Origin of the sequence: Xanthomonas arboricola pv. guizotiae (assembly GCF_002940205.1) — a bacterium.
GTDB lineage: Bacteria > Pseudomonadota > Gammaproteobacteria > Xanthomonadales > Xanthomonadaceae > Xanthomonas > Xanthomonas arboricola_C.
Map to the genome: position 1 here is coordinate 34,809 of NZ_MDSK01000033.1, position 17,441 is coordinate 52,249.

General features: G+C 67.9%; 13 protein-coding genes. 11 read left to right on the forward strand and 2 right to left on the reverse strand.

The window, feature by feature from the left end:
- The first annotated feature begins 12 nt into the window (after positions 1 to 12).
- From XarbCFBP7408_RS17490 to hemC, 8 genes are all read left to right on the forward strand, one after another.
- Complete coding sequence (locus XarbCFBP7408_RS17490; protein ID WP_104564034.1) at positions 13 to 1,500, forward strand: SulP family inorganic anion transporter; 1,488 nt, start codon at positions 13 to 15, stop codon at positions 1,498 to 1,500.
- Positions 1,501 to 1,729: 229 nt separating this feature from the next.
- Entirely contained in the window at positions 1,730 to 2,710 is a 981-nt protein-coding gene (locus XarbCFBP7408_RS17495) for a GGDEF domain-containing protein (RefSeq protein ID WP_181106827.1), read from the forward strand.
- 139 nt (positions 2,711 to 2,849) lie between these two features.
- A complete protein-coding gene (locus XarbCFBP7408_RS17500) occupies positions 2,850 to 4,484 on the forward strand; it encodes a M28 family metallopeptidase (protein ID WP_429001791.1) in 1,635 nt (544 codons plus the stop codon).
- 841 nt (positions 4,485 to 5,325) lie between these two features.
- Positions 5,326 to 7,263, forward strand: coding sequence for a glucans biosynthesis glucosyltransferase MdoH (mdoH, locus tag XarbCFBP7408_RS17505; RefSeq protein WP_104564050.1), 1,938 nt, complete (start codon positions 5,326 to 5,328; stop codon positions 7,261 to 7,263).
- Between the two features lie 170 nt (positions 7,264 to 7,433).
- Positions 7,434 to 8,102: an alpha/beta hydrolase gene (locus XarbCFBP7408_RS17510; protein ID WP_104564036.1), complete on the forward strand. Its 669-nt coding sequence runs from the start codon at positions 7,434 to 7,436 to the stop codon at positions 8,100 to 8,102.
- Between the two features lie 4 nt (positions 8,103 to 8,106).
- Positions 8,107 to 9,159, forward strand: a complete 1,053-nt coding sequence (locus tag XarbCFBP7408_RS17515; protein ID WP_104564037.1) for a sensor histidine kinase — start codon at positions 8,107 to 8,109, stop codon at positions 9,157 to 9,159.
- Between the two features lie 33 nt (positions 9,160 to 9,192).
- Entirely contained in the window at positions 9,193 to 9,924 is a 732-nt protein-coding gene (locus XarbCFBP7408_RS17520) for a LytR/AlgR family response regulator transcription factor (RefSeq protein WP_181106825.1), read from the forward strand.
- Positions 9,925 to 10,036: 112 nt separating this feature from the next.
- Positions 10,037 to 10,951, forward strand: a complete 915-nt coding sequence (gene hemC / locus XarbCFBP7408_RS17525; protein WP_104564039.1) for a hydroxymethylbilane synthase — start codon at positions 10,037 to 10,039, stop codon at positions 10,949 to 10,951.
- A gap of 370 nt (positions 10,952 to 11,321) precedes the next feature.
- Here hemC and XarbCFBP7408_RS17530 read toward each other — a convergent pair whose 3' ends face one another.
- On the reverse strand, positions 11,322 to 12,122 hold the full coding sequence (locus tag XarbCFBP7408_RS17530) for a DUF481 domain-containing protein (RefSeq protein WP_104564040.1): 801 nt from the start codon (positions 12,120 to 12,122) through the stop codon (positions 11,322 to 11,324).
- Between the two features lie 571 nt (positions 12,123 to 12,693).
- Here XarbCFBP7408_RS17530 and XarbCFBP7408_RS17535 point away from each other — a divergent pair.
- Positions 12,694 to 13,659, forward strand: coding sequence for a helix-turn-helix transcriptional regulator (locus XarbCFBP7408_RS17535; protein WP_104564041.1), 966 nt, complete (start codon positions 12,694 to 12,696; stop codon positions 13,657 to 13,659).
- Positions 13,660 to 13,942: 283 nt separating this feature from the next.
- Here the strand turns inward: XarbCFBP7408_RS17535 and XarbCFBP7408_RS17540 are convergent, their stop codons facing one another.
- Complete coding sequence (locus XarbCFBP7408_RS17540) at positions 13,943 to 14,512, reverse strand: lipocalin family protein (protein WP_104564042.1); 570 nt, start codon at positions 14,510 to 14,512, stop codon at positions 13,943 to 13,945.
- 287 nt (positions 14,513 to 14,799) lie between these two features.
- Between XarbCFBP7408_RS17540 and XarbCFBP7408_RS17545 the strand changes: the two genes are divergently transcribed.
- The gene (locus tag XarbCFBP7408_RS17545; protein ID WP_104564043.1) at positions 14,800 to 15,111 is read left to right on the forward strand and encodes a hypothetical protein; all 312 of its coding nucleotides are present in this window, start codon (positions 14,800 to 14,802) and stop codon (positions 15,109 to 15,111) included.
- Between the two features lie 67 nt (positions 15,112 to 15,178).
- The gene (locus XarbCFBP7408_RS17550; RefSeq protein ID WP_104564044.1) at positions 15,179 to 17,272 is read left to right on the forward strand and encodes a prolyl oligopeptidase family serine peptidase; all 2,094 of its coding nucleotides are present in this window, start codon (positions 15,179 to 15,181) and stop codon (positions 17,270 to 17,272) included.
- Positions 17,273 to 17,441: the final 169 nt, after the last annotated feature.

The following is a 17,441-nucleotide window of genomic DNA, read 5'->3' on the forward strand; positions in this document are numbered from 1 at the left end:
AGTGTCTTCACAATGTCCTTGCTGCGTGCCGAACTGGCGCAATGGCGCGCCTCGCCTGCGCGCGAACTGATGGCCGGTGCGGTCGCCACCTTTGCGCTGATCCCCGAAGTGATCGCCTTTGCGTTCGTGGCCGGCGTCGATCCGCAAGTGGGGTTGTTCGCATCGTTCGTGATCGGGATTGTCATCGCGTTCTTCGGCGGCCGCCCGGCGATGATTTCCGCTGCGGCCGGGTCGGTGGCACTGGTGGCCGCACCGCTGGTGGCTGCGCACGGCTTGCCCTATCTGCTGGCGGCCGGGCTGCTGGCCGGTGCGGTGCAGATCCTGTTCGGGCTGTTGCGGCTGGGCGTGCTGATGCGCTTTGTCAGCAGTTCGGTGCGCACCGGCTTCGTCAACGCGCTGGCGGTGCTGATCTTCGCCGCGCAGCTGCCGCATCTGCAGCACGCCAACCTGGCCACCTGGGGCATGTTGGCGTTGGGCCTGCTCATCATCTACGGCCTGCCGCGGCTGCCGCTGCCGGGCGTGTCGGCGATTCCTTCGCCGTTGCTGTGTATCCTGGTACTGACGGGGCTGGGCGCGGCATTGCATCTGCCGCTGGAGACGGTGGCCGATCTTGGCAAGCTGCCCGATGCGCTGCCGGTCCTGCAGTGGCCGGCGGTGCCGCTGACGCTGGAGACCTTGCGCATCATCGCCTTGCCGGCGCTGGCCATCGCGATGGTGGGGCTGCTCGAATCGCTGATGACCGCACGCGTGGTCGACGAACTCACCGACACCCCGAGCAACAAGAACCGCGAGTGCACCGGGCTGGGGCTGGCCAACACCGCTGCCAGCCTGTTCGGCGGCATTGCCGGCTGCGGCATGATCGGGCAGACCGTGGGCAACGTGAAGTACGGCGGGCGTGGCCGTCTCTCCACCCTGTTCGCCGGGGTGTTCCTGCTGATCCTGATGGTGCTGCTCAAGCCGTGGGTCTCGCAGGTGCCGGTGATCGCGTTGGTGGCGATCATGGTGATGGTCTCGGCCGAGACCTTCGACTGGCGTTCGCTGCGCACCGTGATCACCCATCCGCGCACCTCCAGCGTGGTGATGCTGGCCACCGTGGCGGTGACCCTGGTCACCCGCAACCTGGCCGCCGGAGTGGCGGTGGGCGTGGTGCTGAGCGGGGTGTTCTTCACCTTCAAGGTGGCCGGGCTGCTGCAGATCACGCACAGCGACGGCGACGATGGCGTGCGCACCTACCACGTGCGCGGGCAGGTGTTCTTCGCCTCGGCCGATGTGTTCATCGACGCCTTCGACGCACGCGAAGTGCCCGGCCGCGCGGTGGTGATCGAGGTCGGCCGCGCGCATTTCTGGGACATCACCGCGGTGGCGGCGCTGGACAAGGTGGTGCAGCGGTTGCGCCATCATGGGCTGGATGTCCAGGTCAAGGGCCTGAATGCCGGCAGCCGGCGCCTGATGCAGACGCACGCGCTGGGCGACGATGCGCTGGAGTCCGCACTGCCGTGAGCGCGGCTGGTGCACCGGCCGGTCGCGCGCCTGCACATCCGTGTACGTCGGCTGGCCGTGCGCTGCAGCGGCCGGCGCGCGGACTCAAGTTCGTGCGCCCAGCGCCGATGAACCCGCATCGAGATTGCCGGTAACCCGCCGTGATGCCAGTGCGTTCCAGCCCGAGAGATGTGCCCGCGTGCCGTGACCGGCGCTGCGCGCCTGCGTCCGCTTGCGGGATGGTGCGGCAGTGACCACGGCACCCTTGCTGGAACGCATGGTGGACCTGACCGCCATCCGCGACGCCGATCTGCTCGACCTGAGTCTGCTGCGCACCATGCGCGAGGTCTGCGCGTCCGAGGAACTGTCGTTGCTGCGCATCGCGCCGGACGGCCGCAGCATGGCCGAAACGCGGCTGCGCGAGGATGGCCGGCTGTCGCTGACGGTGGCCGACATCCACGACACGCAGATGCGCGCGCAACTGGCCGACCTGCACGGGCCTGGCGATGTGGTGCAGTTGCAGCAGGACGGCCGCGCGCTGCTGGTGTACCCGATGATGGAGGCGCGCGGCATCCGCACCTGCCTGCGCGTGGGCGGCACGCGCGCGCCCGGCGCCGCCGAGCAGGTGATGCTGCAGGGCTTTGCGCGCTTCTTCCAGAATTACCGCAGCCTGCTCGACGATGCCCAGCGCGATGCGTTGACCGGCCTGCGCAACCGCAAGACCTTCGACGATGTGATCCTGCGCCTGTTCGCCGGTGGTGCGGACGCGGCGGCCAGCGAAGGCGTGTGGCTGGGGATCGTCGACATCGATCACTTCAAGCGCGTCAACGACAGCTTCGGCCATCTGTATGGCGACGAGGTGCTGTTGCTGGTCGCGCAATTGATGCAGCGTTGCTTCCGCCCGGACGATCTGTTGTTCCGCTTCGGCGGCGAAGAGTTCGTGATCGTGTTGCGCGGCGTGGACCGCGACACTGCGGTGAGCCTGTTCGAACGCTTCCGCAAGGCGGTGGCCGAGCAGGTGTTTCCGCAGGTCGGCAAGGTCACGCTCAGCACCGGCATCGTCGAGCTGACCGACGGCCAGTTGATCAGCCAGCTGCTCGACCAGGCCGACAAGGCGCTGTACTGGGCAAAGCAGCACGGCCGCAATCGCACCGAGGTGTACGCCGAACTGGTGGCCAGCGGAAAGATGCGGCAGGTCGCCCAGCAGGTCGGCAGCGTCGATCTGTTCTGAGCGGCAGTGGCGTTGGTCGGCGGCGGGCATCGCCTGTTGTCATGCATCCCCGATCGAACGCCGTAGTAGCTACACTTCAGGGCTGTTCGGACACTACCTGGGTGCTGCAGTGAAGCGAGTTGTTACCAAACGCGTTGCAATGGGAATGCTGGCGATGGCGGTCTCGACCGCGCTGATGGCGGCGACGCCGAGCTTCGATGGCGCGCGCATCTCGCGCGACGTCAAGGAGCTGGCCTCCGATGCCTATGAAGGCCGCGGCCCGGCCACCGCCGGCGAGGAAAAGACCATTGCCTACCTGAGCAAGCAGTTCGCCGACGCCGGCCTGCAGCCGGGCGGCGATCTGACCGACGGCAAGCGCGGCTGGACCCAGGCGGTGCCGCTGCGCCGCGCCGATATCGTCGGCACGCCGACCATCGCCCTGCAGCACGCCGGCAAGCCGCAGGCGCTGACCCAGGGCAAGCAGATCGCCATCCGCGCCGCGCTGGACGGCTCGTCCAAGGTCGACATCGCCAACGCGCCGCTGGTGTTCGTCGGCTACGGCGTCAAGGCGCCGGAGCGCGACTGGGACGACTTCAAGGGCGTGGACCTGAAGGGCAAGATCGCGGTAGTGCTGATCAACGACCCGGATTTCGAAACCGGCAAGGGCGCCTTCGACGGCGCCGGCATGACCTACTACGGCCGCTGGACCTACAAGTACGAAGAAGGCGCCCGCCAGGGCGCGCTGGGCGTGCTGGTGGTGCACGAAACCGCGCCCGCCTCCTACGGCTGGGACACCGTGGCCAGCTCCAACACCAACACCATGTTCGACGTGGTGCGCGACAACCCGCGCGCCGCGCATCCCACCCTGGAAGGCTGGATCCAGCGCGATCTGGCCGCCGACCTGTTCAAGCAGGCCGGGCTGGATTTCGACACCTTGAAGAAGCAGGCGCAGACGCGCGGCTTCAAGCCGGTGGAACTCAAGGGCCAGGGGCTGAGCGCCAGCTACCAGGTCAAATCCGACGTGATCACCTCGCACAACGTGGTCGCACGGCTGCCAGGCAGCACGCATCCGGATGAAACGCTGATCTACAGCGCGCATTGGGACCACATCGGCGTCGGCAAGCCGGACGCACGCGGTGACACCATCTTCAACGGCGCGCTGGACAACGCCAGCGGCACCGCCGCACTGCTGGAGCTGGCGCGCGGCTTTGCCGCCGGCCCCAAGCCGCAGCGCTCGGTGGTGTTCCTGGCGGTCACCGCCGAGGAAAAGGGCTTGCTGGGCTCGGAGTTCTACGCCTCCAAGCCGCTGTATCCGCTGGACACCACCGTGGCGGTGATCAACATGGACGGCATGAGCCCGTTCGTGTCATCGCGCGATTTCGGCATCTACGGCACCGCAAAACTCGAATTGCTCGATCAGCTCAAGACCGTCGCCGGCCAGTGGAAGCTGCGCTACACGCCCGATCCCAAGCCGCAGGCGGGGTACTTCTTCCGCTCGGACCATTTCTCCTTCGCCAAGCGTGGCGTGCCGGCGCTGTCGTATGCGGCCGGGCAGGACTGGGAAGTGGGCGGCGTGGCCGCGGGCAAGGCCGCGGCCGACGACTACACCGCCAAGCGCTATCACCAGCAGGGCGACGAGTGGAAGCCGGACTGGACCTTCGCCGGTGCGGCGCGCGATCTGGGCGTGCTGTATGCGCTGGGCCAGCAGCTGGCCGATTCGCGCCAGTGGCCGAACTGGAGCAACGATTCGGAGTTCCGCGCCACCCGCGACGCCAGCGAGGCTGCGCGCAAGTAACACCGGCCGCTATGGCGGCAGCGCTTCCGTCAGGCGGCGCTGCTGCTGTTCGATGCGGCATGTGCGATGTGCGCATGTGCCGCCTCCGGACAGGGAGGGCGCCAGAGCGGCTGATCCGGGGCCTGGCTGCAGGCCCTTGCCCGCGACGGTGGGCGGGCATCGGAGATGGTCGGTGGGCACGGTGCAAGCAATGCACGATGCATTCAACGATGCGGCCTAACGTCCGATGTCCATCGCTCGACCAATAGCTTTTCACTTGACCACCGACCAACTCCCTGGCGCGGTGTCCTTGCCGGCGATCACAGGCGCAGACGCACTTCGTGTACTGCGCCGACGTGGGCCAAGCCCGACATCGCTTATTCCGATGCACCGTGACGCGCGGCAGAATGCCTTAGAACCGCTCAGCCCATCGCCTTGATCGCGCGCGCCGGCAGGCTGGCGCTGCAACCGATTGCAGGTCCTGGCACATCACTTGCACTTGTCTGACATGACAGTGCGGTTTGCCGCCCGTGACAGCACGCGTGCCAGGCCGCAATCTGTTGGGGTAGCGTTCGGTCGCTGCGGCGTAGTCTGCCGCGCGGTCCTCGTCGGGTGGGGCGAAGACTGCAGCGCGGCCTTCGTTTCCTTTAACGGTCGATTCTTTAAGATGAGCCGCGACGTCATCGTCGCAGCCAGGAGAGCTTGTGCATCGGAGTGGTCTTAGAGCTGCTGATTCTGCGACGTGGTCCCGCACTGCCGGGCTCGCCCGGACCGCGGTGCATGCGGCGACGTCGCCACGCGTAGCGGGGAGGGATCTCCCGCTTCCGCCCACACTGCCGCGATCGTGCGGCGGGCAGCCTTGATGGACGGCACTGTGACTCTTTCCCCCGCACCAACCGATCTTCCCCCCGTTTCCGCCCTCGACGCCGGTCAGCCCACGCTGCCACCGGAAGCGCCGCTGGCCATGCCCGAGCAATCCCTGCGCGAAGGCCGTCTGCAGGTGCCGCATCAGCGCACCGCGCCGGTCGGCATCGGCGTGCGGCGTTTCTATTTGATCGGCGGCACCTTGGCCACCACCGCCGTGGCGGTGTGGGTGATGCTCAGCGTGCTGTGGCCTGATGGCCTCAGCGTGCTGGAAGGCTGCCTGCTCGGCCTGTTCGTGCTGTTGTTCGCCTGGATCGCGATGTCCTTCGCCAGCGCGGTGGCCGGTTTCGTCACCGTGGTGGCACGCGCCGGACGCAAGCTCGGCATCGACCCGGACGCGCCGCTGCCGACCCTGCACACGCGCACCGCGTTGCTGATGCCCACCTATAACGAAGATCCGCGCAGGCTGCTGGCCGGCCTGCAGGCGATCTACGAATCGGTGGCCGAAACCGGCCAGCTGGAGCGATTCGACTTCTTCGTGCTCAGCGACACCACCCGCGAACACATCGGCCGTGCCGAAGAACTGGTGTACAACGAGCTGTGCGATCGCGTCGACGGACACGGGCGCATCTTCTACCGCCGCCGCGCCGACAATGCCGCGCGCAAGGCCGGCAATGTCGCCGACTGGGTGCGCCGTTTCGGCGGCAACTACCCGCAGATGCTGATCCTGGACGCCGACAGCGTGATGACCGGCGACACCATCGTGCGGCTGGTCGCCGGCATGGAAGACAACCCGGACGTGGGCCTGATCCAGACCCTGCCGGCGGTGGTCAACGGGCAGACCCTGTTCGCCCGCATGCAGCAGTTCGGCGGGCGCGTGTACGGGCCGATCATCGCCTTCGGCGTGGCCTGGTGGCATGGCGCCGAGAGCAACTACTGGGGCCACAACGCCATCATCCGCACCCAGGCCTTCGCCGATCACGCCGGCCTGCCGTCGCTGCGCGGGCGCAAGCCGTTCGGCGGCCACGTGCTCAGCCACGACTTCGTCGAGGCGGCGCTGATGCGGCGTGGCGGCTGGGCCATGCACATGGTGCCCTACCTGCAGGGCAGCTACGAGGAAGGCCCGCCCACGCTGACCGACCTGCTGATCCGCGACCGCCGCTGGTGCCAGGGCAACCTGCAGCACGCCAAGGTGGTTGGCGCCAAGGGCCTGCACTGGATCAGCCGCATGCACATGCTGATCGGCATCGGGCATTACTTCACTGCGCCGATGTGGGGCCTGCTGATGCTGATCGGCATCGGCATTCCGCTGGCCGGCGGCGGCATCGACCTGGCCGGCGACCTGCCGTTCTCGCCCGCCCGCTACTGGCATGGCAGCAGCCAGGGCAACGCGATCTGGATCTTCGTCTGCACCATGTTCGTGCTGCTGGCGCCCAAGCTGCTGGGCTACATCGCGCTGTTGCTCAACCCGCGCGAGTTGCGCGCCTGCGGCGGCGCCATCCGCGCGCTGCTGAGCATCCTGCTGGAAACCGTGCTGGCGGCGCTGATGGCGCCGGTGGTGATGTATCTGCAGTCGCGCGGCGTGTTCGAGGTGCTGGCCGGCAAGGATTCGGGCTGGGATGCGCAGGTGCGCGACGACGGCAAGCTGTCGTGGCCGGCGCTGTTGCGCAGCTACGGCGGGCTGACCGTGTTCGGCCTGTTCATGGGCGCGGTGGCCTATACGGTGTCGCCATCGCTGGCGGCCTGGATGGCGCCGGTGATCGTGGGCATGGCGGTGTCGATCCCGGTGGTGGCCGTGACGTCACTGCGCCGCACCGGCCTGGCCCTGCGCCGCGCCGGCATCTTCTGCATTCCCGAAGAGCTCGATCCGCCCAAGGTGCTGGTGCGTGCAGCCGAGCTGCGCCGCGCCGCCGCGCTGGAGCCGTCGCTGATCTGAGCGTGCAGGCGGTGCATCGCGGATCGATACGCGTTGCGATCTCCGCTGTCGTGCCAAGCGAAGGCGCCCGCGACAGGCGCCGAGACCGCTTGGTCGCGCTGGCTCGGCCGGTCCGTGAGCGGTCCGGCCGATGGCGCAAGGCATAATGCCCAGCCCGCAAGCGGAGCTGGATGATGCTGGAAGTGATCGAACGCGAGACCGGACCGAACCCGCAATGGACCGTGCTGTGGCTGCACGGCCTGGGCGCCGATGGCAGCGACTTCGCCCCGATGGTGCCGGAACTGGTGCGCCCGGACTGGCCGGCGCTGCGCTTCGTGTTTCCGCATGCGCCGATCCGCCCGATCACCATCAACAACGGCGTGCGCATGCGCGGCTGGTACGACATCGTCGGCATGGATTTCGCCACGCGTGCCGACAAGGCCGGCATCGCCGAATCGGTGGCCCAGGTCGAGGCGTTGATCGCCCACGAGCACTCCCGCGGCATTGTCCCCGAGCGCATGCTGCTGGCCGGGTTCTCGCAAGGCGGCGCGGTGACCCTGGCGGTCGGGCTGCAGCGCAGCGTCCCGCTGGCCGGGTTGATCGCCCTGTCCACCTATCTGCCCGAGCCGGCGGCGGCCGCCAGCCAGCTGCAGCCGGTCGCTGCCCGCCAACCCGTGTTCATGGCCCACGGCACCGCCGATCCGGTGGTGCCGTTCGATGCCGGCCAGGCCAGCATGCAGACCCTGCGCACGCTCGGTTTCGAACTGGACTGGCACACCTACCCGATGGGCCACCAGGTCTGCCTGGAAGAGATCGAGGCCTTGCGCACCTGGATGCAGGCGCGCTTCACCGCCGCCTGAGGCCATGGCCCAGCACGCGCCCCAGACCGCCTGGATGCCGGACCTGTGCCGGCTGCCGCGGTTGGGCGCCATGCTGGGCCTGGCCGAACTGGTGGTGCTGGTGGTGACCCTGGTGCCCGACGCCGGTGCGGCGCGCAATATCACCCTGTCGCGCTTTGTCTCTGCCAGCGGCCTGGCGCTATGGCTGGCGCTGGCGGTCAGCGTGCTGCTGTGCGTGCTGCGGCCGGCGTTGTCGCGGCTGCCGCCACGGGTGGGCGGGCTGGCCGCGCTGTCGATCGCCGCGGTGGTGGCGATGCTCGGCGCCGGAATCGTGCACGCCCTGTATGCGGCGCTCGACCAGGCCCCGCTCGGTCCCCTGGTCGGCTTCTGGCGCTTCACCCTGGGCAGCGCGGCGACGGTGGTGCTGATCACCGCGCTGGCACTGCGCTACTTCTACGTCAGCGACCGCTGGGAAGCGCAGGTGCAGGCCAATGCGCGTGCCCAGGCCGATGCCTTGCAGGCACGCATCCGCCCGCATTTCCTGTTCAACAGCATGAATCTCATCGCCAGCCTGCTGCGCCGCGACCCGGTCGTGGCCGAGCAGGCGGTGCTGGACCTGTCGGATCTGTTCCGCGCCGCGCTCGGTGCCGGCGAAGGCATGTCCAGCTTGCGTGCCGAATGCGAACTGGCCGAACGCTACCTGGCGATCGAATCGCTGCGCCTGGGCGAGCGCCTGCAGGTGCGCTGGCACCGGCAGGAGCCGTTGCCATGGGAGCTGCCGATGCCGCGCCTGGTGCTGCAGCCGCTGGTGGAAAACGCCGTGCTGCACGGCGTCTCGCGCATGCCCGAGGGCGGCACGCTGTACCTGTCGCTGCGCCAGCGTGGCAACCAGCTGCAGATCCGTATCGTCAATCCGGCCCCGCAGCCGGGCACCCAGTTGCCGCTGGTGGCCGGGGCCGGGCATGCCCAGGCCAGCATCTCGCACCGGCTGGCGTTCCAGTTCGGGGCCGGGGCACGGATGGCGGCCAGCTGGGCCGAGGGCTACTATGCCTGTGAGATCACATTGCCGCTGCCGTGACGGGGGAGTCGCTGCAGCGAAGGGGGGATGTCCATGACGGCCACGCAAGTGCGGGTGCTGATCGCCGATGACGAGCCGCTGGCGCGCGAGCGCCTGCGCCTGCTGCTGGGCGAACATCCGCATGTCGAAGTGATCGGCGAGGCCGAAAACGGCCAGCAGGTGCTGCAGCAGTGCCATCACCTGCATCCGGACCTGGTATTGCTGGACATCGCCATGCCCGGCGTCGACGGCCTGGAAACCGCGCGCCTGCTGCGCCAGAGCCAGCCGCAACCGGCGGTGGTGTTCTGCACCGCCTACGACCAGCACGCATTGTCGGCCTTCGATGCCGCCGCGCTGGACTACCTGATGAAGCCGGTGCGCCCCGAACGCCTGGCCGCCGCACTGGAAAAGGTGGCCACCTTCCTGGCCGGGCGCGCACCCATCGCCACGCCGCCGCCGTCGCGCACGCATCTGTGTGCACGCCTGCGCGGCAGCCTGCGGCTGATTGCCATCGGCGACATCCGCTACCTGCAGGCCGAGGAAAAGTACGTCATCGTCCACCACGCCCGCGGCGAGGACCTGATCGAAGAGTCGCTCAAATCGCTGGAAGACGAATTCGCCGACCGCCTGGTGCGCATCCACCGCAATTGTCTGGTCGCGCGCGCCGAGCTGGTGGAATTGCGCCGCAGCGGCGATGGCCAGGTGCACGCGGTGCTGCGCAACGTGCCGCACCCGCTGGAAGTGAGCCGCCGCTGCGTGGCCAGCCTGCGCGAGCAACTGCGTTAGGGCGTGACCTGTCACGTGTGCTGAGGTGCGTTGCTCGGTCGCGGCACTGTGCTGCGGGCGCCGGCGTGCGCCCCAGGTAGGAGTTACGCGCCCGGTCCGTGATAATGGCCCGATGACCACGCTCCGCATCGCTACCCGTAAGAGCCCGCTCGCCCTCTGGCAGAGCGAACACGTCGCCGCCGCGCTGCGCCAGCACCACCCCGGGCTGGAGGTCGCGCTGGTGCCGATGAGCACCCGCGGTGACGAGGTGCTGGACCGTTCGCTGGCCGCGATCGGCGGCAAGGGCCTGTTCCTGAAGGAGCTGGAGCTGGCGATGCTGCGCGGCGAGGCCGATTGCGCGGTGCATTCGCTCAAGGATGTGCCGATGGAGCTGGACGCGCCCTTCGTGCTGCCGGCGATCATGGAGCGCGGCGATGCCGCCGACGCATTGGTGTCCAATCTCTATGCCAACCTGCAGGCGCTGCCGTTGGGCGCCCGCGTGGGTACCTCCTCCTTGCGACGTCAGGCGCAGCTGCGCGCGGCCCGCCCGGATCTGGAATTGATCGACCTGCGCGGCAACGTCAACACCCGCCTGGCCAGGCTCGATAACGGCGGTTACGACGCCATCGTGCTGGCCTGCGCCGGCCTGCAGCGGCTGGGCCTGGATGCGCGCATCACCGCGCGTCTGGACGTCCCGGACTGGTTGCCGGCACCGGCCCAGGGCGCGGTGGCGGTGGAATGCCGTGGCGACGATGCGCGTATCCATGGCCTGCTGGCAGTGCTGGACGCCGGCCGCACGCGCGCCTGCGTGGAAGCGGAGCGGGCGATGAATCGCGCGCTGCACGGCAGTTGCCATGTGCCGGTGGCGGCATTCGCGCGTTGGGAAGGGCAGGGCCTGTTCCTGCAGGGCATGGTCGGCAGCGCCAGCGATGGACGCCTGATCCACGCCGAGGCGCACGGCAGCGCCAACGACACCGAGGCCCTCGGCCGCCTGGTCGCGCAAGGCCTGTTCGACAAGGGCGCCGCGCAGCTGCTGGCCGAGCTGTAACGCGCCACTGCGTCGACGTGTAACGCGATACCGGGAACGCCCTCGCGGCCAGGGCCGCTCCTACAGAGTGCGGTTGCGTAGTCGAATGTCTGGGCCCGATTGACCGCCGTTTCGCGCAGGGCCTGTCCGGCAAACTGCGCTCTGCGTAGGAGCGGCCCTGGCCGCGAGAGGCTTTCCCGGGAACGCCCTCGCGGCCAGGGCCGCTCCTACAGAGTGCGGTTGCGTAGTCGAATGTCTGGGCCCGATTGACCGCCGTTTCGCGCAGGGCCTGTCCGGCAAGCTGCGCTCTGCGTAGGAGCGGCCCTGGCCGCGAGAGGCTTTCCCGGGAAGGCCCTTCGCGGCCGGGTCCGCTCCTACCGCTCGCGGTTGTTTATTTGAATGTGTAGACCAGGTTGACCGTGGTCAGGGTGTCGGTCTTCTTGTCGCCGTCGCTGACATCGCTGTTGTGGCGCATCTGCCAGGCGGCCTTGAGCGCGAAGTGCGAGTTCATGCTGACCTGCACGCCGAAATCGTTCTGCGCGTAGGTGTTGTATTCGCCCGATTCCACCAGCAGCGTGTTGATCAGGTCGGTGTTGTCGGTGACGGTGTACTTCAGGTCGAACAGGCCGCGACCGATCAACCCGGTTTCGTTACGGTCTTCGTCGCTGTTGTGCGCACGGCGCACACCCGGGCCCACCTGCGCATCCAGATAAAACCGGTCGGCATCGATCAGGCGCGTGCCGTAGCCGATACCGAACGTCGCCAGGCGGTCGTAAGTGGCGAAGTCGTCGTGTTCGTAACGGCCGGTGGCGGTGAGCTGGCGGTGTTCGCCCAACTGCAATGCGCTGCCGACGCTGCCGGTGTAACGCTCGGCTGTGGTCTGGCGCTCACGCTCGGTGCTGCCGTCGTCGTTGGTGTTGGTGTATTCCGAGCTCGAACGCAACGCGGTGGCATCCAGGCTGTGGATCCAGTCGCCGTCGGTGTAGCGCAGGCGCACGCGGCCATTGAGGCTGTCGGTGGTGCTATTGCCATGCGCGGCGGCATAGCCGAGCTCGCCGCTGCTGCCGCTCCACGGCGAGGGCATCAGCGCTGCGGCCGGGTCTGCCGGCGCCGGTGCGACTGCCTGGGCCCAGACGGTGGGCGTGATCAACAACAGCGGCAGCAGGGCAGACAACGGGGCACGGCGGGACATGGGCAGCTCGCTTTGGAGGGGGGGCGGAGGGTGGAAGCGATTTCATGATAACGGACTGTGCGGTGACGTCATTGCCAGGTGAACGGTCCGCTTCATTGGGGGTTCGGGCGCAGCAAGCGGGCTGGGCCGGAGCGGCCGGACAGGTCGTGTGCAAACCGACGGGCGAACAGGGATCCGGTGTGGCAGCGTGGCACTTCGCCAGCACCAGCCTGCTCGGTAGTGGCGTGACCGGAGTGACCGGTAAGGCCGCATGCAGTTGGTGATGCGCCAGGGTGGCTCCGGCGCGGCACTTGGTGTGGACCGCAGCGCTGCCTGTTTGCGTGCTTGCGTGCAGCAAGCTGCACCGATCACGGCAGAGGCGATTCGGGCGCGGCACGCGGCGCCGTTCCGGGCGCCCCCGCCAAGTCGCGCGCAAGCAGCAGCGGCACTGCAGGCGTGGATGCGGCGACGTGCCGGTTGCGACCGACCCAACAGACCAGGCGCTCGGGTCGGGCGTAACCTGGGTCTGCTGTCGCTGCGGCCTGACAGCCATGCTCACCCCGCCACGCAAAGACTCGGACATAATCGACGCATGGACCGCTACGAACGCATCAACTCCCTGCATCGCTTGCTCAAATCGGCACGCTACCCGGTCACGGTGGCGCGGCTGCAGGATGAGCTGAACTGCTCCCGCGCAACCGTGTACCGCGACCTGGCGTTTCTGCGCGATGCGCTGATGGCGCCGGTGGAAGGCGACGGCGAATCGGGGTTCCGCTATCTCTCCGGCGAAAGCGACCGCTTCGAACTGCCCGGCCTGTGGCTGAGTTCGGAAGAGCTGCACGCGCTGCTGGCCTCCCAGCAACTGCTGGCGCGCACCGGTGGCGGGGTGTTGTCCTCGATGCTGGCGCCGCTGCAGCAACGCATCGAAGGGCTGCTGGCCGCCCAGGCCGGCGTGTCGCAATGGCCGGTGGACCGGGTGCGGGTGATTCCGCACCGCGGCCGCAAGCTGGACGAAGCCAGCTTCCGCACCGTGGCCTCCGGCGTGCTGGAGCGCAAGCAGCTGAGCTTCGACTACCGCGCCCGTTCCACCGACGAATCGACCAAGCGCACGGTGTCTCCGCAGCGCATCACCCACTACCGCGACAACTGGTACCTGGATGCCTGGGACCACGGCCGCGATGGCGTGCGCAGCTTTGCGGTGGACCGCATCAATCACGCGCGCCTGCTCGAGAGCGTGCCGCGCGATGTGCCCGACAGCGAGCTGGACGAGCAGCTGGCGGCCAGCTACGGCATCTTTTCCGGCGCGCCCAAGGGCTGGGCCACCATCGTGTTCAGTGCCAAGGCCGCGCGCTGGGTCGCCGACGAGCACTGGCATTCCAAGCAGCAGGGCCGCTTTCTGGCCGATGGCCGTTACGAACTCAAGGTGCCGTACAGCAACTCGCGCGAACTGCTGATGGACGTGCTGCATTACGGCTCGGACGCGGAAATCGTCGAGCCGGTGTCGCTGCGCGAGCAGGCCAAGGCGCTGCTGTCGCTGGCGTTGAGCAATTACGACTGAGCCACAGACGCCGCTGGAGCGCGCCGTCGTGCGACGAGCTGTCGTGCACAAGCGGGTGCGTGCACCCGAACCGGCGCTGATAAAGCGCAGCACGCGTCAACGCCACCACGGGCGGTAACGCGGGTTGCAGCGTAACGCGTCGCGCGACCGCGCCGGGAGCGTGCAGCCGACGTTGAAGCGACCACGCCGCCAGCGCCGCGCCGGATATTCTCGACCCGCGCATCCAGTCGACTGACGCCTGGAACAATCGACGCCGGCCGGGCAACCGACCGGCACGCCAATGTCAGCGCTTGCTGGGTACTTCAAAGCCCAGGCGGTCCACCTGCTCGCGCAACTGCGGCACGCGCTTGAGCTTGTCGGTGTAGATGGAATAGTCGTCGCGCATCTTGTCGACCAGCTTGCGGTACTGGTCGCGGCTCATGTCCGGCTTGCGCGCGAAGATCCAGGCCAGGTCGCGGCCGGGGTAGGAAATCAGCATCCACGAACCGTCCGGTGCGATTTCCAGGATGCGCTGCTTGGCGGGGATGACCTTGTAGAACCATACCCGCCAGTCGCGGTTGCCGCTCTCGGCATCCACCGAGGCGCGCGCGTTGACCTCTTTCTCCGGCTCGCCGAAGCCCTCGCGGTACAGATAGCGCACCGCCACCTTGCCGTCTTCGACCAGGGTGTACTCGTCGCGGCTGGTGACATGGCCGCGCTCGACCGGGTTGGGCATGCGTGCGATCACATACCAGGTGCCCATGATCTTGGAAAGATCGACCGCCGGCTCGCTGGCGGGCGTGTCCCTGGCGGATGCCACGGGCAGGCCGAGGACGAACAGAAAAGCGAGGGCGATCGTAACGGTCAGGCGCATCGCAACATCACAAAGGGGCGGTTGGATCAGCACACTACCGCATGCAGGGGGCAAGTTCGCGTCAACGGTCGGGTCTGGCACACGTGGCCGCCTCGGACGCGGCAACCGGATGCGTGGGTGAGGGTACGAAGATCGCGCCATTGGCGGCCCGGCGGCGGTCGTGGCACTGCGGCGCCGGCACCCGGCATGGCGGTCTTTCCGGTTGTCGCCTCCAGGTCGCAGTCGGTGAGATGGGCGCAGGCAATCCTGCCGGCCTGTCCTGATCCTTCCTGCCACGGAGTGCCGCCATGTCGATTCGTCCTTCCCGTCGTCCCGAACGTCCCGACCCGCGCGTGCTGCGCCCGGTCCGGCAGATCGCCCTGGCCGGCCTGGCCCTGGTGCTGGTGTGGCCAGCCGCGCGCGGCCACAGCGAGTGGATCGGCTGGCTGCCGCTATGGCTGGTCGGCATGCCGATGCTGGCCTGGTGGAGCCTGCACCGGTTCGCGTTGCCGGCCCTGGTACGGCCAGGTGCGCGGTGCGGTGCGCCACGTCGGCGCGGGCCGCAGGCGCAACGCCGACGCAGCACGTCGCGCGCGGCAACACAGGCGCGCGCGGCCTGACCTTCGGCAGGGTCGGGCGGCGGAGGGCTATGCTACGTTCCCGGCGTTCGTTCTCCCGGAAACATTCATGTCCAAACTCGCCTCGATCTGCCTGGTTGCCGGTCTGATCACCGCTGGCGCCGTCTCTGCAGAGGAAACCGCCGTGTCCAACGATCCCTACGCCTGGCTGGAAGATGTCTCCGGCGCCAGGTCGCTGGACTGGGTCAAGGCCCAGAACGCCAAGACCGAGGCGCGCCTGGCCGCCACGCCGGCCTTCAGGCAGATGGAGACCAGCATCCGCGAAGTGCTGGATTCGGACGCGAAGATTCCCGGCGTGCAGAAGATCGGCGAGTACTACTACAACTTCTGGAAGGACAAGCAGCACGAGCGCGGCCTGTGGCGGCGCACCACGCTGGACGAATATCGCAAACCGGCGCCCAAGTGGGAAACGGTGCTGGACCTGGATGCGCTCAACAAGGCCGAAGGCGAGAACTGGGTCTGGCACGGCGCCGACTGCCTGCGCCCGGAGTACCAGCGCTGCCTGATCGCGCTCTCGCGCGGCGGCGCCGATGCCGATGTCACCCGCGAGTTCGATCTGGCCGGCAAGCAGTGGGTCAAGGACGGCTTCTTCCGTCCCGAATCCAAGGGCGGGCTCGGCTGGATCGACCAGGACACCGTCTACGTGTTCACCGATTTCGGTGCCGGCACGATGACCAGCTCCGGCTATCCGCGCATCGCCAAGCAGTGGAAGCGCGGCACTCCGCTCAGCGCCGCCACGGTGGTGTACGAGGGCAAGCCGACCGACATGTACATCGCCGCGATGCACGACGACACGCCCGGATTCGAGCGCGATTTCGTCAGCCGCACGCTGGCCTTCTACAACGAGGAGCTGTATCTCAAGGGCGCCGACGGCAGGCTGGTCAAGGTGGATGCACCCAACTCGGCCAGCAAGTCGGTCAAGCGGCAATGGCTGACCCTGGAACTGCGCGAACCCTGGACCGTGGCCGGCAAGACCTACAAGGCCGGCTCGCTGCTGGCGACGCGCTTTGACGACTTCATGGCCGGCAAGCGCAGCTTCGATGTGCTGTTCGAGCCCACCGACAGCACCTCGCTGGCAGGTATCGCCTGGACGCGTTCGCACCTGGTGTTGAACGTGCTGGAAGACGTCAAGAACCGCCTGAGCGTGATCACGCCTGGGCAGGATGGCTGGAAGAAGAGCGCCTTCGTCGGTGCGCCGGCGTTCGGCACCGTCGACGTCAGTGCGGTGGACAGCGACGACAGCGACGCGCTGTGGTTGACCGTTACCGACTACCTGACCCCGACCACCTTGTCGTGGGTGGAGGTGGGCACCGCGCCGCAGCCGCTCAAGGCCATGCCGGCGTTCTTCGATGCCGGCAAGGACAGCATCGAGCAGCACTTTGCCACCAGCAAGGACGGTACCCGCGTGCCGTATTTCCTGGTGCGCCCCAAGGCCTTGAAGCTCGATGGCAGCGCGCCGACCCTGCTGTACGGCTACGGCGGGTTCGAGATTTCGATGACGCCCAATTATTCCGGCGGACTGGGCCGCGCCTGGTTGGAAAAGGGCGGCGTCTACGTGGTGGCCAACATCCGCGGCGGTGGCGAATACGGCCCGCGCTGGCACCAGGCCGCGCTCAAGCAGAACCGCCACAAGGCCTATGAAGACATGGCTGCGGTGGCCAAGGACCTGGTGGCGCGCAAGATCACCTCGACCAGGCATCTGGGCGTGCAGGGCGGCAGCAACGGCGGCCTGATGACCGGCAACATGCTGACCCAGTATCCGGAGCTGTTCGGCGCGGTGGTGGTGCAGGTGCCGCTGCTGGACATGAAGCGCTACAGCCATCTGCTGGCCGGCGCCTCGTGGATGGCCGAGTACGGCAACCCGGATACCGACGACTGGAAGTTCATCCAGACCTTCTCGCCGTATCACCTGTTCGATGCGAAGAAGACCTACCCGCCGGTGATCTTCCTGACCTCCACGCGCGACGACCGCGTGCATCCCGGCCACGCGCGCAAGATGGCGGCTAAGATGATCGAGGCCGGCAAGGACGTGACCTACTACGAAAACATCGAAGGCGGCCACGGCGGTGCGGCCAACAACGCGCAGGCCGCGCATATGGCGGCGCTGGCCTACAGCTTCCTGTGGGAGCGGCTGGCGGATTGAGTTGATGGACCGATACGGGCGCGCCGGCAATGGTCGGCGTGCCCGTGTTGTTTTGGATGTTTTGCGATCGATTGACCTAGGGCCTGTTAACACATCCGAAGCCCATCAACGACCAGGACGAAGTTGAGGAATCCAAGGAACATGACGTCCAACTTCTCGAAGCGCGTGA